The sequence below is a fragment of the Microbacterium indicum DSM 19969 genome (genome assembly GCF_000422385.1).
GTDB lineage: Bacteria > Actinomycetota > Actinomycetes > Actinomycetales > Microbacteriaceae > Microbacterium > Microbacterium indicum.
This window is the reverse complement of the sequence record NZ_AULR01000004.1, coordinates 167,731-190,370: the sequence shown is the minus strand read 5'-3', so window position 1 is coordinate 190,370 and position 22,640 is coordinate 167,731. Positions and strand designations below refer to the sequence as shown.

The following is a 22,640-nucleotide window of genomic DNA, read 5'->3' as shown; positions in this document are numbered from 1 at the left end:
GCGGCTCATCCCTCCGACGCCGAAACTCTGACGAAGCGCCGAAACACTGACGATCCGGCCGAAACCGGCGGGAGCCGGCCGATCGTCAGAGTCTCGGCGCCGGTCACGCCCCGTCGGTGAGGCCCAGCGCGTCGGCGATCTTCTCGAGGGATCCGAGGATGTCGCCGCCCGGCACGGGCTGGATCGCCACGTGGTCGGCGCCGGCGCCGAGGTGGGCGCGGATCCCCGCGACGGCCTCCGCGGCGCCGGGGTTCGCGGCGACCTGGTCGATGAGGGCGTCGGATCCGCCGCCCGCGAAGTCGGCCTCGGCGGCGCCGAACTCGGTCAGCTTCCCGCGGTAGTTGGAGAGGCGAAAGTAGCTCTCGAGGTACGCGCGGGCGCGCTCACGGGCGCGGACCGGATCGCCCGAGAGCGAGACCTTGAGCTCGGGCGCCAGCAGCGCGCCCGGCCCCATGACGGCGCGCGCGTGGGCCGTGTGCGCCGGGAGCGTCAGGTACGGGTGCGCGCCGATCGAGCGCTCGGCCGCGAGCGCGAGGGTCCGATCCCCGAGCGCCGCGAGCAGGCGGGCATCGCGCGGCACCCCCTCGGCGTCGAACACGTCGAGGTAGGCGCGGAGCGTCGCGAGCGGGCGGACGCGTTCGGCCGTCGCCTCGCGATGCCCGGATCCGATCCCGATCACGAGGCGCGGCTCGCACTCCTCGAGGATCCGCGTGTACGACGCGGCGACGTCGGTCGCCTCGTCCTTCCACACGTTGACGATGCCCGTCGCGACGACGGCGTGCTCGGTCTCGTTGAGGACGTGCTCGGGTGTCACGAGCCGGGAGCTCGGGGATCCGCCGATCCACATCGTCGTGTAGCCGAGCCGCTCGGCCACCGCCGCGACGCCGGGCTGCCACTCGCTCTCACGCAGCCAGACGCCGTACGTCCCGAAGCGCTGGGGGCTGACCATCGCGATCACCGCCTTCTGCGGCGCGCTCGGACCGGCGCCGCCGTCTGTGCGCGGCCTACGATACGGGGCCGACGTTGCGGCCAGATAGACCCGGTGTAACCGGACGTCAACCGAAGAGCATGCGCGCCCCGCGGTGCGCGAAGGCCGCCTCGACGGTCCCCGCCGGCAGCTCGTCGAATGTCGCGGGCGACCAGTGCGGGTCGCGGTCCTTGTCGATCATCTGGGCGCGGATCCCCTCGACCATGTCGGGCTGGGTCGTCGCGAACCAGCCGACCAGGCCGTACTCCTGCTCGAGCGCGGCGCGCAGCGTCAGGCCGCGCGAGGACCGGATCGACGCGAGCGTCACCGCGAGCGAGGTGGGCGGGCGCTCGTCGAGGGCCGCGAGCGCCGACGCGGGCGACAGCTCGCCCGACCAGCGCGGATCCGCGGCGAGCTCGCGCAGGCGATCGCGGATCCCGGGCACGGTCGGGAGCGCGAACGCGTCGTCGATCCACTCGCGGGCGCCCGCGAGCGCGCTGTCTCCCGGCGTCTCGTCGAACAGCATCACGAGCTCGGTCGGCGTCGACGGGTCGGCGCGCGTCTCGAGCGCCTCGCGCACCGCGTCGAGGTCGCCGCGCGGCACCAGCAGGTCGGCGAAGCCCGCGTAGATCGCGTCCTCGGGCCCCATCTCGGCGCTCGTCAGCGCGAGGTACTCGCCGACGCGCCCCGGCGCTCGGGCGAGCAGCCAGGATCCCCCCGCGTCTGGCGTGAATCCGATGCGGGTCTCGGGCATCGCGAGGCGCGAGGTCTCGGTCACGACCCGCACGTGCGCGTGGCCGGCCATGCCGATCCCGCCGCCCATCGTGACGCCGTCGGCGAAGGCGACGATCGGCTTGAGGAACTCGTCGATCTCGGCGTTCATCGTGTACTCGGTGCGGAAGAACTCCTCCGCAGCGGCCGGGTTCCCCGCCGCGAGCGCGGCGTGCACGGCGCGGATGTCGCCGCCCGCGCTGAACCCGCGGTCGCCCACGCCGTCGAACAGGACGACGGCGACGTCGGGATCGGTGCGGAACGCGTCGAGCGCCTCGCGCACCGCCTCGAGCATCGCGGTGTCGACGGCGTTGATCGCCTTCGGCCGGTTCAGTGTGATCCGGCCGAGCCCGTTCTCGCTGCTGATCAGAATGCGCTCGTCGGCCATATTCTCCAGCCTAGATGTCGCACGATCCACGGGATTTCCCGACCATCGGGGAGGATGGAGGGCACGTGACGATGTCAGGGGGTTCGCGTGACTGACGGCAAGGTGCTGGAATTCGCCGATGTGTCGATGGTGTTCGGCGACGTTCCGGCTGTCGACGGGCTGTCGGCCCGCATCGAGCCCGGCCGCGTGACGGCGTTCCTCGGCCCGAACGGCGCCGGCAAGACGACGACGCTGCGGATCCTCCTCGGGCAGCTCCGGCCCACCCGCGGATCCGCGACGATCGGCGGGCGCCCCTACAACCAGATCGCGCGCCCCGAGGGGTTCATCGGTTCGGTGCTCACGGTCACGGCGCTCGACAAGTCGCGGCGCAAGACGGTGCTCAAGCACCTGCAGCGCGCGGCGAAGCAGATCGGCGCGTCGCAGCCGCGCGTCGCCGAGGTCCTCGACATCGTCGGGCTCAGCGAGATGGGCGAGATGCGGATCGGATCCCTCTCGCTCGGCATGAAGCATCGCCTCGCGGTCGCCGAGGCGATCCTCGCGAACCCCGGCGTGCTCGTGTTCGACGAGCCGGCGAACGGGCTCGACCCCGAGGGGATCCGCTGGATCCGCCTCCTCATGCGCCGCTTCGCCGACGAGGGCCGCACCGTGCTCATGTCGTCGCACCACCTGAGCGAGGTCGAGCAGGTCGCCGACGCGCTCCTCGTGCTCAACGGCGGGCAGCTGCTGTTCGAGGGCCCGATCGAGGAGCTGGCCGACGCCGAGGGCGGCCTCGTGACCGCCGACTCGGCCGACCGCGACGCGCTCCTGTCGGTGCTCGACGAGAACGAGCTCGCGTACCGCGTGCTCCGATCGGGCATCGCGATCACGGGCACGACGGCCGCCGAGGTCGGTGAGCTGGCCGCGCAGGCGGGCGTCGCGCTGTCGACGCTGACGCACCGCGGGCCGTCGCTCGAGGACGTCTACATGCAGATCATCGCGGGCACGTGGACCCCGCCCGCGCGCACGGCCGCGCTCGAGCCGACGGGCGCCGTCGACGTCGTCGCCGAGGAGAGCGCCGAGCCCGAGACCGCCGAGCCCGAACCCGAGCGCGAGCTCCCGGGCCGCTCGACGCTCGCCTCGCTCGCGAGCGACGTGCGCGGCGAGAGCGACACCATCGAGGTCCCGCGGCCCGCCTGGCTCAGCGAGTTCACGGCGCCGGCGGGCGACGAGGCCGAGGCGGATCAGCCCGCGGGCTTCACAGGAGCGACGTTCGGCGGCGAGCCGACCCGCGCGATCGACGTCATCGACGGGGCCGCGCCGAAGGACTGACCCGCGAGGGCTCCGAGACTCTGACGATCGCGCGGCTCCCGCCGGATCCGGCCGGATCGTCAGAGTCTCGGGCGATCGCCAGAGTCTCGGCGGCGCGGGGTCAGCCGCAGGCGACGTCGACGGCCTCGGCGAGCACCGCGACGGGCGTCGTGGCGTGCGGAGCGAAGCGGATCCCGTCGCCGTCGACCAGCGTCGTGGCGAAGCCCGCGACCGCGAGGCGCGCGTGCGCATCGGCGCCGAGACGTGCGACGACGATTCCGGCGTGCTCCTCGGGCGTCACGACCTCGGCGCGCCGCTCCGCCAGCAGCCGGCGCAGCTCGGCGGCGCGCACGTGCACGGCGGCCGCGACCTCCCCGATCCCGGTGCTCAGGACCTCGCCGATGCCCGCGGCGAGCGCCGCCGAGGCGCCCGGGGATCCGTTCGTCATCGTGAAGCGTCGGGCGTCGCGGCGTCGGGGGTGCTCGTCGCCGGAGTACTGGCCGCTGCGCTCGGCTCCCGTCCACCCGGACAGGGCGGGGACGAGCCGCTCGAGTGCGCGGTCCGAGAACGCGGCGAAGCCCGTCCCCCACCCCGACCGCAGCCACTTCTGGCCGCCGGAGACGACGACGTCGGCCACCTGCCAGTCCTCGTCGACCACGCCCATCCCCTGGATCGCGTCGACCACGAGGAGGCGGTCGCCGATCGCCTCGCGGATCGCGGCGAGATCGGCGCGGTGCCCCGTGCGGAAGCTGACGGCGCTCACCGAGACGGCGACGGTGTCGGCCGTCAGCGCGCCCGCGAGGTCGTCGACCGTGAGCGGGCGCCGCGGGTCGGCGGGTCTCAGCGCGCCGACCGAGATCCGGCCGGCCTCCGCCGCTCGCCACCACGGGTAGAGGTTGGCGGGGAACTCCGCGCGCGACACGAGGACCCGGCCAGGCGGCATCGCGAACGCCGCCTGCATGAGGCCGGCCGACGTGCTGGAGGACAGCACGACGTTCTCCGGGGCGAAGCCCGTGAGCGCGGCGGCCGCCGCCGTCGCCCGGTCGTCGGCGGCGTGCAGGCGCGCGGCGGGCGCACCGGCCGCGGCCCGGCGGTCGATGTCGTGCGACGCCGCGAGAGCCGCGCCCGTGATCGGCCCGTAGCTCGCGAAGTTCAGATACCGGTCGAGACTCACCCCCGGAGCTCGCCGTCGACGAGTCGCGGGATCCCGAGCGGGTTCGCCTCCTGCAGGGCGGGCGGGAGCAGCGCATCGGGCACGTTCTGGTACGCGACGGGGCGCACGAATCGCTCGATCGCCGCCGTTCCCACCGACGTCGACGACGATGCGGTCGTCGCGGGGTACGGGCCGCCGTGCTGCTGCGCGTAGGTGACCGAGACGCCCGTGGGCCACTGGTTCCAGAGCACGCGCCCCGCCCTGTCGGCGAGCGCGGCCAGGAGATCGGCGGCGATCGCGTCGTCGTCGGACCCGACGATCGTCGCCGTCAGCTGGCCCTCGATCCGAGACGCGACGTCGATCAGCTGCCGCTCGTCGTCGTACTCGGCGACGAGCGCCGCCGGGCCGAAGATCTCGGATGTCAGGGCGTGCGTGTCGGCGAGGACGGCCCCCGCGGTCGTGCGGAGGAGCGTCGGCGCGGGGCCGGCGTCGGCGGATCCGCTCGCGACCTCCTCGACGCCGGCGTGCACGCGCACGCGCTCGAGCGACGCGGCGAACCCGGCCGCGATCCCCGCGTTGAGGAGCGGGCCGCCGTCGGGCAGGCCCGAGTCCTCGAGCTCCCGGATCATGGGCGAACCCGCGGGCGCGAACAGGAGCCCCGGCTTCGTGCACAGCTGCCCGGCGCTCCCCGTGACGGAAGCCAGGAAGCCCGCGGCGATGCCCGCGGCGTCGCCCTCCGCGGCCGACCGCGTCACGAACGCGGGGTTGACGCTGCCGAGCTCGCCGAAGAACGGGATCGGGACCTCGCGCGATGTCGCGATGTCGAACAGGGCGCGCCCGCCCGTGATCGAGCCCGTGAAGGCCGCCGCGCGGATCTCGGGGGCGCGCAGCGCTCGCACGCCGGCGTCGGTGCCGTAGATCGTCTGGAACAGCCCGTCCGGCGCCCCCGCCGAGCGCAGACCCCCCGCGACGACGTCGGTCGTGGCCGCGGAGAGCTCCGGGTGGCCGCCGTGCGCCTTCACGACCACGGCGGATCCCGCCGCGAGCGCGCTCGCGGTGTCGCCCCCCGCAACCGAGAACGCGAACGGGAAGTTGCTCGCGGCGAAGACGAGCACGGCGCCGAGCGACTCGAGCTGCCGCCGCAGGTCGGGCCGGGGCGCGCCCATGGGCCAGTCGGGATCCGCGTGGTCGATGCGCGCGCCGATCCAGGCGCCCTCGCGGACGACGGATCCGAACAGGCGCAGTTGGAAGGTCGTGCGGCGCAGCTCTCCGCGGAGACGAGCCTCGGCGAGGTGCGTCTCGCGCTGGGCGATCGGCACGAGGGCGTCGGCCGCCGCATCGAGCGCGTCGGCGACGGCGTCGAGCGCGGCGGCGCGATCCGCGAGGGCCGCGGTCTTCCAGGCGGCCGCGGCGCGCGCGGCCCGGGCGACGACCTCGTCGACCTCGTCTGCCGTCGTGTCGCTCGGGGTCGTGATCTCGGTGTCCGTCATGTTCTCTCCGTTCGTTCCGATACGTCGTCTGCGAGGGCCGCGATGTCGCCGAGGCGCACGGGCACTCCGATGGGGCGCCTCACGAGGGCCTCGAGGTCCGCGGCGCCGGCGCTCCGCCCCGTCTCGGACGCGACGAGGCTCGAGAGCGCGAAGCCGCACACCCGCCCCTGGCACCACCCCATCCCGGGGCGAGCCGTCACGCGCACGTCGCGCGCGTCGTCGGAGCCGAGGCAGCTGACGGCGCCGGTGGCCTCGGCCGCCGAGACCTCCTCGCACCGGCACACGAGGGTCTCGGGCTCGAGCCATTCGGTCCACCGCTCGGGGACGGGGCTCGCGCGGTGCATCCCGACGGCGAAGCGCCGGCCGCGGGCGATCCGGCGACGGAGCCGCGCCGCGCCGCGGCCGATCGCGGCACCCGCGGCGTCGGCCGCGGCGGCCTGCGCTGCGAGCGCCCCCTCCGCGCACGACTGGACGGCGCCGCCGATCCCTGTCACCTCGCCCGCGGCGTAGACCCCGGGCAGAGAGGTGCGCTGGGCGTCGTCGACCGTGACGACGAGCGAGGAGTCGACGTCGACGCGGGTGTCGAGCCCGAGCCCGACGGCGAGCTCGAGCTGAGGCGTGAAACCCCACCCGAAGGCGACGAGATCCGCCTCGATGACGCGTTCCGTCCCGGCGCGCGGGCGCCCCCGAGCATCGACCTTCTGCAGCACGACCGCGGACGCACGGCCCTCGCCGCGCACCTCGGTCACGACGGTGCGCGAGCGGAACGGGACGCGCGAGCGCAGGAAGGTCGCGGCGTACGAGACGCCCTCGAGCAGCTTGCCCGGTTCCTGCACGGCCCGCACCGGGGTCCGCGCCCAGCGCGAGAGCGCGTTGGCGTCGCACACCGCGACGACCTCGACGCCGGCCTCTGCGAGGCCCGCGGCGACGGAGAGGAGGAACGGCCCCGTCCCCGCGACGACCGCCTTGCGGCCGGCCGCCACCTGGTTCGCCTTGAGCATCGCCTGCACGCCGCCCGCCGCCATCACTCCCGGCAGCGTCCAGCCGGGAACGGGCAGCTGCCGGTCGTACGCGCCCGTCGCCAGGATGAGGCGGCTCGCGGTCACGGTGCGGTCGGCGGCGGGGAGCCGTTCCGTCCCGACGGAGGGCGTCGTCCGGAGCGCGAAGCCGTCGGGGATCCGCTCGGCGCGCCACACCTGGCGCCCCGTGACGTGCCGCACGGATCCGTCGCGCACGGCCGCGCGAAGGCGCGAGCGCAGGTCGGCGAACCTGCCCCAGTGGTGGTGACCGGTCGACTCGTCGCGCGCGAACGCTTCCAGGTGCCGCTCGTCGGGGTGGCGCCAGAACTGGCCCCCGATCTGATCGGCGGCGTCCACGAGCATGACCGAGAGCCCCTGCCCGGCCGCCGTCACCGCGGCGGTGAGGCCCGCGGGTCCCGCGCCGACGACCGCGAGATCGGCCCTGCCGTCACGCGCCATGACGCCCCCGTTCCGAGACCGCGGTGGCGGGAGAGGTGCTCTCGACGACCTGCCCGTCCTGCGCCGGCGTCACGCACGCGCGCTGCATGTGCTGGCCGTCGACCGTGACGAGGCAGTCGAAGCACACGCCGATCCCGCAGAAGAGGCCGCGCGGCTCGCCGGCGCGGCGCGTGGTCCGCCACGACGTGATCCCGGCCGCCATGAGCGCGCCGCCCACCGTCTGGCCGTCGTGGAACGGGATGCGCGAGCCGTCGAACGTGAGTGCGCGCCCGGCGTCGTCGGTCATGCCGCGAGCCTCTCTGCGAATCGGTCGGGCCGGAACGGCGCGAGGTCCATGTCGGGCGCGGCACCGGAGAGCGCCTGCGCGAGCAGCTTGGCGATCCCGACCGAGAGGCCGATCCCCGCGCCCTCCTGGCCACCCGCGTGCCAGAGCCCGGGGAGGCGGGCGTCCTCGCCGATGACGGGAAGGTGGTCGGGGCAGTACGGCCGGAAGCCCGAGTACGTCCGCAGGAGCGCGAGGTCGGCGAGCGCCGGGAACAGCCGCACCGCCGCCTGGGCGATCCGGGCGACGGCTTCCTGCGAGAAGGAGGTGTCGAACCCCACGCGCTCTCGGCTCGACCCGAGGAGCACGGTGCCGCTCGGCGTTCCCTCGACGACGGGCGAGACCTGCAGGACCGCGTCGGCGCTCGCGACGTCGCCGACGTAGCCCGCCGAATACACCTTGTGGTGGATCGTGACGGGAACGGGCTCGGTCACGAGGACGAACCCGCGGCGCGGCATGACGGGCAGGTCGAGCCCCGCGAGCCCCGCGACCTCTCCGGCCCACGGCCCCGCGCAGTTCACGACGGCGCCTGCGGAGATGACGCCGTCCGGCGTCCGCACCCCGACGGCGCGGCCTCCGCGCGTGACGAGCTCCTCGACGGGCGTGCGGAGGAGGAGTTCGGTCCCGAGTCCGCGCGCGAGGCGGATCAGGTGATGGGTCGCGAGGATCGGCTGGATCTGCGCATCGCCCGGATAGAACGCGCCGCTCGAGAGGGCCGGGTTCGCGTAGGGTTCGAGCTCGCGGACGGCGTCGATGTCGCCCAGCAGCTCGACCTCGATGCCGAGGGAGCGCTGGTGGGCCGCGAGCTTCTCGAGGACGACGGTGGTCTCCGGATCCTCGGCGACGATGATGCCGCCCTTCGTCTCGAACTCCCACGCGTCGGCGTGCTCGGCGAGGTCCTCGCGCCAGACCCGCTGGGAGTAGAGGGTCAGCTCGAGCTCGGGCCCCAGCTCCTTGTCCGAGACGAGCAGGTTCCCCTCGCAGCGGCTGCTGGTTCCCGCCGCGATCCCGCCGCGCTCCACGAGGATCACCCGGAGGCCGGCCGCCGCGGCGAAGTACGCCGTCGCCGCCCCCATGATCCCGGCGCCGATGACGACGACGTCGGCCGAACGGGACCTCACGCGGTCTCGGCCGCGTCGGACGCCGACCAGTCGGTCAGCACGTGCTCGATGTGCCCCGTCACGAGGTCGCGCGCGCGGGCCGCGTCGCGCGCCTCGATCGCGTCGAGGATCGCGTGGTGCTCGCGCGCCGACGCGGCGAGGCGGCCCTGCCTGTGCAGGGCGGCGAGGCCGAACAGACGCGTCTGCGAGCGCAGCGACGACACGAGGTCGGCGAGGCGCCTGTTCCCCGTGTAGCTGAGGAGCGCGAGGTGGAAGTCATTGTCCTCCGTCAGGTAGCTGACGAGGTCGCCCTGCTCCGCGAAGCGCACGATGCGGTCGCACTGCTCGCGCAGCGCGGGGAACGCGTCGTCCGGGAGCTTCGGCGTGATGATCTCGACGGCGGGCGGCTCGATCATGAGGCGCAGCTGCGTGACCTCGGCGAGGTCCTGCTCCGAGACGTCGGTGATCTGGAAGCCCCGGTTCGGCATCGCCACGACGAGGCCCTCGCGGGCCAGGTCGAGCATCGCCTCGCGGATCGGGGTCGCCGAGACGCCGAACTGCCCGGCGAGGCTCGGGCCCGAGTGCACCGTGCCCGGCTGCAGCTCGCCGCTGATGATCGCCGAGCGGAGCGCGCTCTTGACGGTGTCCCGGATGCTCGGCTGCTTCTTCAGCCGGACGACGTTGCGCGCGATGGGTGTGCTCACGACTTCTCCTCCTCGGAGCCCGCGGCTCCCGATGGCGCGAGCACGGCCATGACGTGCTCTGCGATAGCCCGATCCTCCCAGGACATCCCCGCCGTCACAGCTGGAACCCCTCCGGGAACGGGTCGGTCGGGTCGAGCATGTACTGCGCTGTGCCCGTCACCCACGCGCGGCCCGTCACGGTCGGGACGACGGCCGGGATCCCCGCGACCTCCGTCTCCTCGACGAGCCTGCCCGTGAACCGCGTGCCGATGAACGACTCGTTGACGAAGTCGGCGCCGAGGGCGAGCTCGCCGCGCGCGTGGAGCTGCGCCATGCGTGCGCTCGTCCCCGTGCCGCACGGCGACCGGTCGAACCACCCCGGGTGGATCGCCATCGCGTGCCGCGAGTGCCGCGCCGTCGACCCGGGAGCCTGCAGGTAGACGTGATGGCAGCCGCGGATGCCCGGGTCCAGGGGGTGGACCGGCTCATCCTGCGCGTCGATCGCGGCCATGATCGCCAGCCCCGCCGCCAGCAGGTCGTCCTTGTGCGCGCGGTCGAACGGGAGGCCGAGCGCCTCGAGCTCGACGATCGCGTAGAAGTTGCCGCCGAACGCGAGGTCGTACCGCACCTCGCCGTAGCCCGGCACATCGACGACGCGTCCGAGCCCCACCGCGAAGGAGGCCACGTTGCGGATCGTCACGCTCTCGGCGTGGCCGTCGTGCACCGCGACCTCGGCCGTCACGAGACCCGCCGGGGTGTCGAGCCGGATCGTCGTGACCGGCTCGACCACGGGCACCATGCCCGTCTCGACGAGCACCGTCGCAACCCCGATCGTCCCGTGCCCGCACATCGGCAGGCATCCGGAGACCTCGATGTAGAGCACGCCGTAATCGGCGTCCGGCCGCGTCGCGGGCTGGAGGATCGCGCCGCTCATGGCGCTGTGCCCGCGCGGCTCGTTCATGAGCAGCCGGCGCAGGCCGTCGTGGTTCGCCATGAACCACTGGCGTCGCTCCTCCATCGTCGATCCCGGGATCGTGCCGACGCCGCCCGTGATGACCCGCGTCGGCATCCCCTCGGTGTGGGAGTCGACGGCGTGGTAGATGTGCTTCGTCCGCACGGTCATCTCCTCGTCAGGACGTCAACGATAGCCCTGGGCGAGCACCGACTCCGTGTCGGAGATGATGCGGGCGCGGACGTCGTCGGGCAAGGGCAGGCGCGGCGGGCGCGTCGTGATGCCGGCGGGCGCGACGCCCGCGACCTCCTGCGAGAGCTTGATCGCCTGGACGAACCAGGTCTTCGAGTCCCAGCGCAGCAGGGGGTGCAGGTCGCGATAGATCTCGTGCGCGCGCGCCCACTTCACGGGGTCGCCCGAGGTCGAGAGCTCGTAGAGCTCGACCGTCGCGGCGGGGATCGCGTTGGGGTACCCCGCGACCCATCCGACGGCGCCGTTGATGCCGAGCTCGAGGACCACGTCGTCGGATCCGATCGAGACGTCGAGCCCCGGCGCCTGCTCGTGGATCTCGTACGCGTGACGGACGTCTCCCGAGAACTCCTTGACGGAGACGATCAGGCCCTCCTCGTACATGCGCGCGAGGAGATCGGGGCGCAGATCGATCTTCGTGTCGATCGGGTTGTTGTACGCGAGCACCGGGAGTCCGACGGCCGCGACGCGGCGGAAGTGCTCGACGACCTCGTCGTCGCTGGCCCGGTACGCGTTCGGCGGCAGGAGCATCACGGCCGGCGCCCCGTTCGCCGCGGCGTGCTCCGCGAGGCGGACGCTCTCGAGGGCGCCGTACGCGCCGACGCCCGGGATCACGGCGACCCCGTCGGGCGCCGCTTCGACGGCGGTGAGGAAGACCTGCTTCCTCTCCTCCTCCGTCAGCGTCTGGTACTCGCCGAGGGACCCGTTCGGGATGATCCCCGTCACGCCGTTGTCGGTCACGAAGCGGATGTGCTCCGCATACGCGTCGTAGGCGACGGAGAAGTCCTCGCGGAACGGAAGGGTGGTCGCGAGGTTGACGCCGTGCCACGGCTTTCGCTCTGTCATGGGATGGCCTTTCTGCCGTAACTACAATTGCAATTGTAATGCTGATTCGCCCGTTCTGTCCATCGCGGAGCGGGTCTCATCTCGCCGGAAGAACCACGCGCTGCCGCGCCGACTCGTTTCCCGCGCGGTCGGTGGCCGAGAACTCGAGCACCTGCTCGGCGTCGCCGAGGCTGCGCACGAAGGCCTCCTGGTAGGTGGCCCAGAAGGTGTCCTCCCCTCCCCACTGGATCCGTTCGAGCCCCGAGACGGAATCGTCGGCGCGCAGGTCGATCTCGGCGCTCGATCCGAGGATCCGGACGCGCGCCTCGGCGCGGGGCGGATCGGTGTCGATCGAGAGATCGAGCGCGGCCGAACCCGTCCGTCCCCCGGCCGTCACCGCGCGCGCCTCGACGCGGACGGCGCCCTCCCCCGCGACGGAGAAGGGTGCGCGGTACGGACCCCAGTCGCCGGCCTCCGAGCCGCGGACCACCCGGACGTCGATCGCTGGATCGGTCGCGCCCGGCGCGCCGAGGTCGACGGCGGAGACCCGCACGACGGGGGACGCGGTGTGCCAGCCGGACGCCGCGGGCGGCCGCTCGGTCTCGATGACGACCGCGGGAGGCACCGGCGTCTCGGCGAGCGCGCGCGGGATCGCCCACGCGACGACGTCGCCTTCATGCCTCCACCCGGCGTCGTCGCCTGTCTCCACGCGCGATCCCCACGCGCGGCCCGAGCCGTCGACGTCGGCGCGGGCAGCGGCCGCGAGCACGACGTCGAGCTCGTCTCGGGCGAGGAGCCCGTCCTCCCGGGCGGCCAGGACGGCCGCGAGGACCCGGTCGAGGAACGCGTCGCGCGACCCCGGCTCGGGGGCGCGCCACACGTCGGAGACGAGCGAGGATCCGTCGGGCCGCTCGCGCAGTGCGACACCCGTCTCGGCGCCCGCGAACCCGATGGTGCGCGAGCGGTCGCGCACGTACATGTGGTACCTGCGGTCGCCGCCCGTCCAGATCGGCTCGTAGGCGACGCCGCCGATCCGAGCCCCGCCCTCGTCGCCCTCGGCGTCGGCGACGATGCGCCCGCCGAGGGCGCGCCGCGCGGAGAGGGGGACGTCGAGCGCCGTCGTGGCATCGCTGCGGGCGACGAGCAGGCTCGGCCCGAGGCGAACGGCCTGCAGACCCGCGTCGTCGATCGCGCCATCGGCGACGAGCGAGGCGGGCGCATCGATCTCGAGGACGTCGCCGCGAGCCCACGCGCGCCGGATCTCGACGTACGAGCCCGGCTCGCCGCTGATCCGGTCGCCGCCCACCGTCAGGAGGGCGCTCCCGCGCACCCACGACGGGATGCGCACGCGGACCGAGAGCTCGCGCGCCTCGGCGCCGTGGGGGACGACCGTCAGGCGCGCGCGTCCCCCGGGGACGCCGCCCTCGATCCGGACGTCGACGCCCTGCGCGTCCCATGCCAGGCGCGCGGGCGTGAGGAGGTTGACCCAGAGCTCCGGGGCGCCCGAGGCGTCGCGGAAGAACACCGTGTCGTGGTTCGTGACGTGGTTCTCGAGCCCCGTGCCTCCGCAGCACGTTCCCGTGTTGTCGAACTCGGGGAGCGCGCCCGGGTCGACGGGGAACATGTAGGTCACCTCGGGGCTCTCGAGCGACCGGACGTCGCGGCGCGAGGCGAGGATGTGGTTGAGCGCGGCGTTCTCGTAGTACGCCATGTACTTCGGATCGCGCGTGTGCTGAAAGAGCAGGCGCGCGATCTTCAGCAGGTTGTACGTCGCGCACGTCTCGGCGTTGCGGCGGCCGATGTCGCCCGCGACGGTGTCGGGCGGGCCCCACAGCTCGCTCTCGCCCGTGCCGCCGTGCGCGTACACGCGGCCGGGGACGATCATGTCCCACAGTCCGACGACGGCGTCGAGGTAACGGCGCTCGCCCGTCAGCTCGTACTCGCGCACGTACCCGACGAGCTGCGGGAGGTGCTGGTTCGCGTGCATGTCCGTCAGGATGTCGTCGCCGCGGACGCCGGCCTCGATCAGCGGCTCCTGATCGAAGAGGCGCGCGACCTCGAGGAGGCGCGCGTCACCCGTCACCCGGCTGAGCCGCGCGAGCGTCTCGTTCATGCCGCCGTACTCGCCGGCGATGTACAGGCTCCACATCCGCTGGATCCGCGCGCCGTCGAGCCGCGACAGCCGGTGCGCGACCCACGCCCCCATCGCCGTGACGATCTCGAGAGCGCGCTCGCTGCCCGTGAGCTCGTGCGCGTCGAGCAGGCCGGCCATGATCTTGTGGCACGTGTAGTAGGGCGCCCAGATCTCGCCGTACGGCGCGTACTCCTCCAGCCGGGCGAACTGCCACTCGCCGTAGGCCGCGAGGAAGCCGGGGTGCGAGAAGCGGCCCGTCGCGGCGAGCGCCGCCTGGACCTCGCCGAGGCCGTCGACCATCGCGGCGACCTTCGCGCGGAGGGCCTCGTCGTCCTCGGCCGCCGCGGCGATCGCGAGCATCGACAGGAAGTGCCCCGCGTAGTGGCCGCGCAGCAGGTTGGCCGTCTGGGCGCGCTCGGCGCCGGGGTAGTCGGCCTCGCCCCAGGCCTCCTCCTGCGGGTGGCCGAAGCCCTCCCACGCGCCGGGCGGCTCGGCGCCGAAGGTGTCGAGCCCCGCGTTCGCCCGGAAGACCGCGAGGAGCCGGTCGACGGGATACGCCCGCGCGAGTTCGAGCATCGCCTCCCGCGCGCGGAGGAACGCGCTCCCCTCGCCGAGGCGCACGGCGCCCTGCTCGAACGGTTCGAGGGGCGGGCGCACGGGGGTGGCGGTCGTCACGAGATCCCCATCCGTTCGCGGGTGTAGCGCTCCACGCCGTCGGCGTCGATCGGCAGCGCGTCGGAGAGCACCTCGGATCCCGTCTCGGTCACGAGGACGTCGTCTTCGAGGCGGACGCCGATCCCCCGGAGCTCGGGGGGAAGGGTCAGGTCGTGCGCGTGGAAGTACAGGCCGGGCTCGACCGTCATGACGACGCCGGGAATGAGATCCGCCCCCATGTAGTCCTCGTAGTGCGCCTGGCTGCAGTCGTGCACGTCGAGGCCCAGGTGGTGCCCGATCCCGCAGGCGAGGTAGCGCCTGTGGTGCTGGCCGCGGGGCGAGAGCGCCTCGTCGACCGAGACCGGCAGGAGACCCCAGTCGTGGAGGCCCGTCGCGATGACCTCCATGGCCGCGAAGTGGAAGTCGAGGTACGCGGTCCCGGGGCGGATCTGCGCGAGCCCCGCCCGGTGCGCCTTCTCGACGAGGTCGTGCGCCTCGCGCCCCGCCGGCGAGAACGTGCCGCTCGCGGGGAAGGTCCGCGTGACGTCGGCCGTGTAGAGCGAGCGCATCTCGACTCCCATGTCGAGCAGCAGCAGCTCGTCCTCGAGGACGGGCCCGTCGCACCGCACCCAGTGCAGCGTCGGAGCATGCCGCCCCGACCCGACGATCGTCGAGTAGCCCGGCCCGTTGCCGTGCGTGCGCGCGTGGCGGTCGAAGGTCCCCTGGAGCCACCGCTCGCCCAGCCCGTCGGCGATCGCCCGCGGGATCTCTCCGACCGTCGCGCCGAAGCCCGCGACCGAGGCGTCGACGGCTGCGCGCATCTGCGCGATCTCCCACGCGTCCTTCACCATGCGCAGGACGGAGACGGAGCGCTCGAGGTCGGCCGACGCCGGCACGCCCAGGCGCCGCGCCGCCGAGTCGGAGAAGTGCGCCCCGGTCAGCGCGCCCGCGTCGAACTCGGCGAGGGGACGGACGTCGATCCCGAGCGCCGCCGACCACTCGGCGAGCCCCGCGGAAGGTCCGACCCAGAGCTCTCCGTGCATCGCGTTCGCGAAGAAGCCCGTCTCGCCCGGGCGGAAGGGCGGAGGCAGGAAGAGCACGGCGTCGTGTCCTCCCGGCCTCGGCGTCATGACGAGGACCGCGTCCTCCGCCTGGCAGTTCGTGAGCCAGACGAAGCCGCTGTCCGCACGGAACCCGTACGAGGCGTCGTCGTTCCGCACGGGGGCGATCCCCGATGCCGCGACGATCGTCGCGTCGGGCATGCGCTCGCTGAGGCGCGCGCGGTGATCCGCGGCCGCGGCCGCGGCCCCCGTCTCGAGGTCGGGCGCCGTCTCGACGGCGTCCCACCCCTCGGCGATCCAGGCGCGGAAGGCCTCGACGTCGGCGAGTCGCGGGTAGCGGGTTCCCGCATACGGCGGGCGTTCGGTCGCGGTCATGCTCTCTCTCCTCCTCGGTCGCGCACCAGCTCGCGCAGGCGCGTGAAGGTGCGCCCCGAACCGATGCCGTCGTGCTCGAACTCGTTCGTGACCCAGCGGTCGGCGCCGCGGATCCGCGACAGCGTGTCGAGCTGGAGCCCCGCGTCGACGTACATGTCGTCGAAGTACACGGCAGCGGCGACCGGCACCTCGTTCGCGGCGAGGGCCTCCATGTCGTAGAGCGGGCTCCACTCCGTGCGCCGCGCGAGCGCGTCGACCGCGGGGGCGAATCCGCGCAGCACGCGGATCTCGTCGAACATCCACGGGAACGCCATCTCGCCCGTGAAGAGCAGCGGGCGCTCGTCCTCGCCGAACTCCGGCCGGCGGTCTCGCTCCGCCTGCGCGGCCCACCCTGTCGCGCCGCTCGACGGGTCTCCGTAGAGCGTCTCCTGCAGCGTCCAGAACAGCGGGTTGCCCGCCGTCGACGACAGGGCCTGGACGTCCTGGAGGAAACCCTCCGAGAAGCGGCCGGGCCGGACGAACGCCTTCTCCACGAGCCAGTGGATCCGCTCGTGCCCGGGCTTCATGCCGAAGTCGATCCCGAGCGCCTGGAAGCGGCGCACCGTGAGCCGGTCGCCGTCGGGCAGCCGGACGTCGTCGTGGGCGAGCGCGTCGGCGATCCGCGCGACCGCGTCGACGTCTCCCGGGTAGCGACGGTAGAGCTCCGCCGTCTTCGCCGCGACGCGATCGAAGGTGCGCCGGTAGACCTCGGCGGCCCGCGGCGGGGTGCCGGGCACGCCGCCGCAGATGTAGCTCGCCGAGAGGCCGTCGGGGGCGGACGAGAGGTACGTCGTCGTGATCCAGCCGCCGTAGCTCTGCGCCAGGGTCGCCCACCGGCGGCCGCCGTACACCTCCCGGCGCACGTGCTCGAGGTCGCGGACGATCGAGTCGGCGCGGAAGAGCGCGAGGAAGTCGGCCCCTGCCGCCCCGTCGCCGTGTTCGGCGACGACCTGGGCGTCGACGGGCGTCGACAGGCCCGTCCCGCGCTGGTCGACGAGGACGAGGCGGTAGTCGCGCAGGGCCTCCTCGATCCAGCCGTCGCGCGCGAGCGGGCGCGGGTTCGCCCCGCCCGGGCCGCCCTGCAGGTAGGTGAGGAGCGGGGTCTCGGCGGTGTCGAGGCCGGGGTCGACGATCTCGCGGACGAACAGCTCGATCGTCTCGCTGTCCGGTCGATCCCAGTCGAGCGGCACCTCGACGCGGCGTTCCCGCACCCGCATGCCGCGCAGCAGATAGCTCGTCGTCATCGCGCACCCGCCTCCGCCGCGGCCGCACGGCGGCGCTCCTCGGCCTCGCGGCGGCGGGCGTCCCACTCGGGATCGATCCGCGGAACGGCGGCCAGCAGCTCGCGCGTGTACTCGTGGCGCGGATCCCCGAAGATCTGATCGCGCTCGCCCGTCTCGACGATGCGTCCGCCGCTCATGACCGCGACCCGCGTCGCGATCTGGCGGACGACCGCGAGGTCGTGCGCGATGAAGAGATACCCGAAGCCCTCCTCGCTCTGCAGCTGGCGCAGGAGGTTGATGACCTGCGCCTGGACCGAGACGTCGAGGGCCGAGACGGCCTCGTCGCAGATCACGAGCTTCGGCCCCACGGCGAGGGCCCGTGCGATCCCGATGCGCTGGGCCTGGCCGCCCGAGAACTGCGACGGCAGGCGCGTCGAGAAGTCGGGGTCGAGCCCCACGCGGTCCATCAGATCGCGCGTGAACCGGCGCGCGCCGCCCGGGATCTTCCGCCCCTGGTACACGAGCGGGGCCGTCACGATGCGCTCGACCGTGTGCCGCGGGTTGAGCGACGAGAACGGGTCCTGGAAGATCACCTGCACGGATCCGCGGAAGTCGTGGAGGGCGCGTCCCGACAGCGCCGAGACGTCCTCCCCCTCGAACTCCACCGATCCGGCGTCGGCGTCCATGAGACGCGCGACGAGGCGCGCGGTCGTCGACTTGCCCGATCCCGACTCGCCCACGAGGGCGAGGGTCTCGCCGCGGCTCACCTCGAGGGAGACGTCGTCGACCGCGCGGAAGGTCCGCGCCCGCCCGAGGGCGTCGCGGCGGCCCGTCGCGAACTCCTTCACGAGGCCCGTGGCTCGGCAGAGAGGCGCTGTCGTCATCGTGTCGCTCCGGGGATCGTCGGCAGGGAGGTCGTGGTGCGCAGGACGCCGATCTCGTCGTCGATGCGCGGGACGGCGTCGAGGAGGCGCCGCGTGTAGTCGGCCTGCGGGTCGCTGAACACCTGTTCGGTCGTGCCCTTCTCGACCGACACGCCGTCGCGCATGACGACGATGTCGTCGGTCACCTCGCTCACGACCGCGAGGTCGTGCGTGATGAGGATGAGGCTCGCGCCCGTGTCCCGGCGGATCTCGGCGAGCAGGTCCAGGATCTGGGCCTGCACCGTGACGTCGAGGGCCGTGGTCGGCTCGTCGGCGATGATGAGGTCGGGCTCCATCGTGAGCGCCATCGCGATCATGATGCGCTGTCGCATGCCGCCCGAGAACTGGTGCGGGTAGTGATCGACCCGCGTGGCGGCGTCGCGGATGTGCACGCGCTCGAGCGCCTCGATCGCGACGCGTCGCGCCAGCGACCGGGATGCGCCCGGACGGTGCGACCGGTAGGCCTCCATGATCTGCGTGCCGACCCGGTAGTACGGGTTGAGCGACGAGAGCGGGTCCTGGAAGATCATCGCGATCCGGTCGCCGCGCACCTGCCGCATGCGCTTCTCCGGGAGGTCGCTGAGCTCGATCCCGTCGAAGCGGATCGATCCCGCGGCCTCCCCGCCCTTCGGGAGCAGCCCCATGACGGCGAGGCTCGTCATCGACTTGCCCGAGCCCGACTCCCCGACGATCCCGAGTGCGCCGCCGCGCGGCACCTCGAAGGACAGGTCGTCGACGACGTCGGTCCGGCCGGCGGACGTCCGGAAGGAGATCGTGAGCCCCGACACCGACAGGAGCGGTCCGGCCGAGGTCCGAGCCTGCGCGCTCATGCCTTCGCCCCCGTCCGGACGCGCGGATCGATAGCGGTGTAGAGCAGATCGACCACGAGGTTGCCCACGATCACGAAGAAGGCCGACAGGAGCGTGACGGCCATGATGACGGGCTGGTCGTTGCTCGTGATCGAGTCGGCCGTGAGCTTGCCGACCCCGTTCATCCCGAACACCGTCTCGGTGATCAGCGCGCCGCCGAGGAGCCCCGCGATGTCCATCCCGAAGATCGTGACGATCGGGGTGAGGGCGGGCCGCAGCGCGTGGCGACGCCAGACGAGGCTCGGCCGCAGACCCTTCGCACGGGCCGTGCGGACGAAGTTCTCCTGCAGGGTGTCGATGACGTTCGCGCGCGTGAGCCGCGTGTACACGGCCGCATAGGTGACGGCCAGCACGATCCACGGCATGAGGAAGTTGAGGAACCATCGGAGCGGATCGTCGCCGAACGGCACCGCCTGCGGGAACGGCAGCCACCCGAGCGCGACCACGAGGACGAACTGCAGCGCGAGAGCGAGCACGTAGTTCGGGATCGACATCGACCCGAGCGTGAGCCCCGCGAGGAAGCGGTCGAGGAAGCGCCCCTCGTTGACGGCGCTGATCACGCCGGCCGCGACGCCGCCGAGCAGCCACAGCACGCCGGCTCCGAGCGCGATCGTGGCCGAGATCGGCAGGCGCTGGACGATCATGTCGCCGACGAGCTGGCTCGTCTGGAACGAGTAGCCGAGGCAGGGCGCCTGGCACGCGACCTCGGCGCCGGCGACGAGGAAGGTGCGCCCCGTGAAGAGGCCGCCGACGTAGGAGAAGAACTGCGTCCAGAACGGCAGGTCGAGCCCGAGGCTCGCGCGGATCTGGTCGATGCGCTCCGGCGTGCAGTTCTTGCCGCAGATCTGCACCGCGGGATCCGGCGAGAGCACGAAGAAGATGACGTAGGTGAACAGCGTGACGAGGAACAGCACGAGGACCATTCCCGCGACGCGCGATGCGATGACGCGGATCATGCCCGCACCTCCCCGCTGCCCACGATCACGCGCACGCGATCGCCGAGCGTCGTGAACGAGATCACCAGGAGGAAGAGGAACGCTCCCGGGATCACGAAGTACATGGGGTCGACGGCGTACCAGGGCGTCGCGGAGGCGATCATCTGGCCCCAGCTCGGCGTCGGGGGGACGACGCCGACGCCGAGGAACGACAGGCCCGCCTCGGTGCCGACGTAGCCCGGGACCGCGAGGGTCGACATCACGATGATGGTCGACTGCAGATTCGGGAGGATCTCGCGGAAGATGATCTGGCCGTGGCTCGCCCCCGACGCGCGCGCCGACTCGACGAACTCCCGCTGCGTCAGCGACAGCGTCTGCGAGCGGACGATGCGGGCGAGGTACGGCCAGCCGAAGAGGGAGATCACGACGACGAGGAGCACGACCCGGTTGTCGGCGGGAAGCGCCGAGAGGATCGCGATCATGAAGATCAGCGCGGGGAAGGCCATGAGGAACTCCATGACCCGCGAGATCACGGAGTCGATCCAGCCGCCGAAGTAGCCCGCGACCATCCCGAAGACCACGCCGAGGACCGTCGTCAGGACGGTGGCGCTCAGAGCCACCGTGAGCGACACCCGCGCGCCGTAGACGATGCGCGCGAACACGTCGCGCCCGCTTCCCGGCTCGACGCCGAACCAGTGCTCGGCGCTGATCCCGCCCAGGGCGCCGTAGGGCAGCGCGCCCATGTTGGGATCCACGGAGTCCTGGTCGAACTCGTACGGCCCCCAGCCGCTGAGCATCACGATCAGCGGGGCGAAGATCGCCATGAGGATCATCAGGACGATGTATCCCGTGGACAGCATCGCGGGGACGTCGGTGACGAAGGCTCTCAGGAGCCGGCGGCCGGGCGCCGCCGGCGGCTCGGCGCGGGTGTGCGCGGAGTCGCCGGCGGGCGCGGCCTCGAGCTGGGTCGCGGGGACGGTCATCTCAGCCCTTCGAGGGGTCCTTGAGGCCGACGATCGTGAGGTCGGTCATGTTCGTGTTCGGGATGTAGCCGGCGATGTTCTCGCCCGGCAGGAAGATCCCGTTCTCGAGCACGAGGGGCGCGATCGGCGAGAGCTCCATGATCTGCTCGTCGAGGTCGCCCCACGCGGTGTTGGCGGCGTCCTGGTCGTCCATCGCGCGGATCTCGTCGATGCGGGCGTTCACGTCGGCGTCGTCGAGCTGCGCGAGGTTCTGGTTGCCGCGGTCGGTGATCCCGTCGCCGTCGAACAGCGGGGGGATGAACGTGCTGGCGCTCGACGCCCAGTCGGGGCACCAGCCCGTGATCGCCGCGTCGTTCTGCTTCGACGGCGTCGCGATCGTCTCGTAGTAGATCGAGGTGTCGATGACGTTGAGGTCCACCGTGACGCCGATCTTCTCGAGCGACTGCTGGATCGCCTCCGCCTGCGCCTGCGCGGCGGGCTGGTTGCGGATGTCGAGCGTGAACTCGAAGCCCTCGTCGAGGCCCGCCTCCTTCAGGAGCGCGAGCGCCTCGTCGGCGTCGCCCTTCTCGCCGTCGCTCGGGTAGAGGTCGAAGTCCTTGTGGCCCGAGACGGCGTCGGGGATGATCGTCGTCGCGATCTCGGCGAGCTGCGTTCCACCCGAGGCGTTCTGCACCGCCGAGCGGTCGATCGCCCAGTTGACGGCCTGGCGCACCCGCACGTCGTCGAACGGCGCCTTGGTCGTGTTCATCGACATGTAGGTCGTGCAGTACGCGGGGGCCGTGATGGCGCGCGCCTGCAGCTCCGGCGTCTGGATGCGGGGCAGCGTCGCGCTCCCGATCTTGCTCGCGATCGCGCTCGCGTCCGATCCCTGTCCCGCGATCATGCGCTCGTCGATCGTCGCGGGGTCGATCCCGGTCTCGAACTGCCACTCGTCGGGGTAGGCCTTGCGCACGTCGTCGGAGTCGGCGTCCCAGTACTCGTTGCGCACGAGGTGGATCGAGCTGCCCGGCGTGTAGCTGTCGAGCGTGTAGGGGCCCGAGGCGATGACGTCGTTGATGAACTCGTCGCCGCCGCCCGTGCCCTCCGGGAAGGGGACGGCGTTCGGCTGCGCGAGGACGTTGTCGAACTCGGGGAACGGCTCGGCCAGGTGGAAGACGATCGTCTTGTCGTCCGGCGTCTCGATCGTGGGCAGGTCGCCCGTCACGTACGGCCCCTGGTAGTCGTCGGGTGCGTCGATCGTCGACTTGAGGTACGGCGATCCGATCCCGATGTCCGGATCCCACGCGCGCTCGATGCCGAACTTCATCTCGGCGGACGTGATCGGATCCCCGTTGTCGAAGAAGATGTCGTCCTTGAGCGTGTACGTCCAGGTCAGGCCGTCATCCGAGGGCGTCCCGAGCGACTCGGCGAGGTCGGGGACGATCGCGTTCGGGTCGTCGGCGTCGCCGGCAGCCTGCATCGTCAGCCCGCGATACATCAGGCGATAGAAGGCGTTGACGCCGCCGTCCCACCCACGCGCCGGGTCGAGGTAGGAGAAGTCGGCGTTCTGCAGCATGTGCACGGTCCCGCCGGACTGCGGCTCGTCGCCCGCGGATCCGGAACCGGACGAGCCGGTCGATTGCCCTGAACAGCCCGTCACGAGCATCAGGCCCGCCAGCGTGAGCGCGACGGCGCCCGTCTTGAACTTGGTCCTCACAGCGTCAGTCCTTTTCTTTCTCTGCCCCATTGCATTGAGGGGACAGTAGCATCGGGTGATATGAGGCTCATCGTGTTTGAGGG

General features: G+C 72.6%; 19 protein-coding genes. 1 reads left to right on the top strand and 18 read right to left on the bottom strand.

The features are described 5' to 3' along the window. Positions 1 to 103: 103 nt before the first annotated feature. Together H576_RS0107105 and H576_RS0107100 are read right to left on the bottom strand one after the other, a co-directional pair. The gene (locus tag H576_RS0107105) at positions 104 to 949 is read right to left on the bottom strand and encodes a TIGR03620 family F420-dependent LLM class oxidoreductase (protein WP_036319845.1); all 846 of its coding nucleotides are present in this window, start codon (positions 947 to 949) and stop codon (positions 104 to 106) included. A gap of 106 nt (positions 950 to 1,055) precedes the next feature. Then, positions 1,056 to 2,126, bottom strand: coding sequence for an enoyl-CoA hydratase/isomerase family protein (locus H576_RS0107100; RefSeq protein WP_036319770.1), 1,071 nt, complete (start codon positions 2,124 to 2,126; stop codon positions 1,056 to 1,058). Positions 2,127 to 2,213: 87 nt separating this feature from the next. Between H576_RS0107100 and H576_RS14740 the strand changes: the two genes are divergently transcribed. Then, complete coding sequence (locus tag H576_RS14740; protein ID WP_156888165.1) at positions 2,214 to 3,434, top strand: ABC transporter ATP-binding protein; 1,221 nt, start codon at positions 2,214 to 2,216, stop codon at positions 3,432 to 3,434. Positions 3,435 to 3,534: 100 nt separating this feature from the next. Here H576_RS14740 and H576_RS14735 read toward each other — a convergent pair whose 3' ends face one another. The 16 genes from H576_RS14735 to H576_RS0107010 form a co-directional block, all read right to left on the bottom strand. Continuing rightward, positions 3,535 to 4,587 carry an aminotransferase class V-fold PLP-dependent enzyme gene (locus H576_RS14735; RefSeq protein WP_051172336.1) on the bottom strand — a complete coding sequence of 351 codons (1,053 nt, stop codon included), beginning with the start codon at positions 4,585 to 4,587 and terminating at the stop codon, positions 3,535 to 3,537. Continuing rightward, entirely contained in the window at positions 4,584 to 6,056 is a 1,473-nt protein-coding gene (locus tag H576_RS0107085; RefSeq protein WP_029150359.1) for an aldehyde dehydrogenase family protein, read from the bottom strand. The genes H576_RS14735 and H576_RS0107085 overlap by 4 nt, the downstream gene beginning before the upstream one ends. Beyond that, a complete protein-coding gene (locus H576_RS0107080; RefSeq protein ID WP_029150358.1) occupies positions 6,053 to 7,534 on the bottom strand; it encodes an FAD-dependent oxidoreductase in 1,482 nt (493 codons plus the stop codon). Before H576_RS0107080 ends, H576_RS0107085 begins: the two co-directional genes overlap by 4 nt. Next, entirely contained in the window at positions 7,524 to 7,820 is a 297-nt protein-coding gene (locus H576_RS14730; RefSeq protein ID WP_051172334.1) for a (2Fe-2S)-binding protein, read from the bottom strand. The genes H576_RS0107080 and H576_RS14730 overlap by 11 nt, the downstream gene beginning before the upstream one ends. Then, entirely contained in the window at positions 7,817 to 8,977 is a 1,161-nt protein-coding gene (locus H576_RS0107070; protein ID WP_029150357.1) for an NAD(P)/FAD-dependent oxidoreductase, read from the bottom strand. Before H576_RS0107070 ends, H576_RS14730 begins: the two co-directional genes overlap by 4 nt. After that, on the bottom strand, positions 8,974 to 9,660 hold the full coding sequence (locus H576_RS0107065) for a GntR family transcriptional regulator (RefSeq protein WP_156888164.1): 687 nt from the start codon (positions 9,658 to 9,660) through the stop codon (positions 8,974 to 8,976). The genes H576_RS0107070 and H576_RS0107065 overlap by 4 nt, the downstream gene beginning before the upstream one ends. Positions 9,661 to 9,754: 94 nt before the next feature. Beyond that, positions 9,755 to 10,756, bottom strand: a complete 1,002-nt coding sequence (locus H576_RS0107055) for a proline racemase family protein (RefSeq protein WP_029150355.1) — start codon at positions 10,754 to 10,756, stop codon at positions 9,755 to 9,757. A gap of 21 nt (positions 10,757 to 10,777) precedes the next feature. Continuing rightward, positions 10,778 to 11,686: a dihydrodipicolinate synthase family protein gene (locus H576_RS0107050; protein ID WP_029150354.1), complete on the bottom strand. Its 909-nt coding sequence runs from the start codon at positions 11,684 to 11,686 to the stop codon at positions 10,778 to 10,780. Between the two features lie 76 nt (positions 11,687 to 11,762). Beyond that, positions 11,763 to 14,474, bottom strand: coding sequence for a beta-L-arabinofuranosidase domain-containing protein (locus H576_RS0107045; RefSeq protein WP_029150353.1), 2,712 nt, complete (start codon positions 14,472 to 14,474; stop codon positions 11,763 to 11,765). Continuing rightward, a complete protein-coding gene (locus tag H576_RS0107040) occupies positions 14,471 to 15,889 on the bottom strand; it encodes an aminopeptidase P family protein (RefSeq protein ID WP_029150352.1) in 1,419 nt (472 codons plus the stop codon). The genes H576_RS0107045 and H576_RS0107040 overlap by 4 nt, the downstream gene beginning before the upstream one ends. After that, entirely contained in the window at positions 15,886 to 17,172 is a 1,287-nt protein-coding gene (locus H576_RS0107035) for an alpha/beta fold hydrolase (protein ID WP_029150351.1), read from the bottom strand. The genes H576_RS0107040 and H576_RS0107035 overlap by 4 nt, the downstream gene beginning before the upstream one ends. Continuing rightward, the gene (locus H576_RS0107030; protein ID WP_029150350.1) at positions 17,169 to 18,035 is read right to left on the bottom strand and encodes an ATP-binding cassette domain-containing protein; all 867 of its coding nucleotides are present in this window, start codon (positions 18,033 to 18,035) and stop codon (positions 17,169 to 17,171) included. The genes H576_RS0107035 and H576_RS0107030 overlap by 4 nt, the downstream gene beginning before the upstream one ends. Beyond that, positions 18,032 to 18,904: an ABC transporter ATP-binding protein gene (locus tag H576_RS14725; RefSeq protein ID WP_051172331.1), complete on the bottom strand. Its 873-nt coding sequence runs from the start codon at positions 18,902 to 18,904 to the stop codon at positions 18,032 to 18,034. Before H576_RS14725 ends, H576_RS0107030 begins: the two co-directional genes overlap by 4 nt. Beyond that, entirely contained in the window at positions 18,901 to 19,899 is a 999-nt protein-coding gene (locus tag H576_RS0107020) for an ABC transporter permease (protein WP_029150349.1), read from the bottom strand. The genes H576_RS14725 and H576_RS0107020 overlap by 4 nt, the downstream gene beginning before the upstream one ends. Continuing rightward, the gene (locus tag H576_RS0107015) at positions 19,896 to 20,861 is read right to left on the bottom strand and encodes an ABC transporter permease (RefSeq protein ID WP_029150348.1); all 966 of its coding nucleotides are present in this window, start codon (positions 20,859 to 20,861) and stop codon (positions 19,896 to 19,898) included. Before H576_RS0107015 ends, H576_RS0107020 begins: the two co-directional genes overlap by 4 nt. A 1-nt stretch (position 20,862) precedes the next feature. After that, positions 20,863 to 22,557, bottom strand: coding sequence for an ABC transporter substrate-binding protein (locus H576_RS0107010; RefSeq protein WP_029150347.1), 1,695 nt, complete (start codon positions 22,555 to 22,557; stop codon positions 20,863 to 20,865). Between the last annotated feature and the right edge of the window lie 83 nt (positions 22,558 to 22,640).

What these genes read in the sequence shown, in the direction of transcription:
- H576_RS0107105 (WP_036319845.1), bottom strand. Translation starts at nt 949, where the DNA reads ATGGTCAGCCCCCAGCGCTTCGGGACGTACGGCGTCTGGCTGCGTGAG.
- H576_RS0107100 (WP_036319770.1), bottom strand. Translation starts at nt 2,126, where the DNA reads ATGGCCGACGAGCGCATTCTGATCAGCAGCGAGAACGGGCTCGGCCGG.
- H576_RS0107085 (WP_029150359.1), bottom strand. Translation starts at nt 6,056, where the DNA reads ATGACGGACACCGAGATCACGACCCCGAGCGACACGACGGCAGACGAG.
- H576_RS0107080 (WP_029150358.1), bottom strand. Translation starts at nt 7,534, where the DNA reads ATGGCGCGTGACGGCAGGGCCGATCTCGCGGTCGTCGGCGCGGGACCC.
- H576_RS14730 (WP_051172334.1), bottom strand. Translation starts at nt 7,820, where the DNA reads ATGACCGACGACGCCGGGCGCGCACTCACGTTCGACGGCTCGCGCATC.
- H576_RS0107050 (WP_029150354.1), bottom strand. Translation starts at nt 11,686, where the DNA reads ATGACAGAGCGAAAGCCGTGGCACGGCGTCAACCTCGCGACCACCCTT.
- H576_RS0107040 (WP_029150352.1), bottom strand. Translation starts at nt 15,889, where the DNA reads ATGACCGCGACCGAACGCCCGCCGTATGCGGGAACCCGCTACCCGCGA.
- H576_RS0107035 (WP_029150351.1), bottom strand. Translation starts at nt 17,172, where the DNA reads ATGACGACGAGCTATCTGCTGCGCGGCATGCGGGTGCGGGAACGCCGC.
- H576_RS0107030 (WP_029150350.1), bottom strand. Translation starts at nt 18,035, where the DNA reads ATGACGACAGCGCCTCTCTGCCGAGCCACGGGCCTCGTGAAGGAGTTC.
- H576_RS14725 (WP_051172331.1), bottom strand. Translation starts at nt 18,904, where the DNA reads ATGAGCGCGCAGGCTCGGACCTCGGCCGGACCGCTCCTGTCGGTGTCG.
- H576_RS0107020 (WP_029150349.1), bottom strand. Translation starts at nt 19,899, where the DNA reads ATGATCCGCGTCATCGCATCGCGCGTCGCGGGAATGGTCCTCGTGCTG.
- H576_RS0107015 (WP_029150348.1), bottom strand. Translation starts at nt 20,861, where the DNA reads ATGACCGTCCCCGCGACCCAGCTCGAGGCCGCGCCCGCCGGCGACTCC.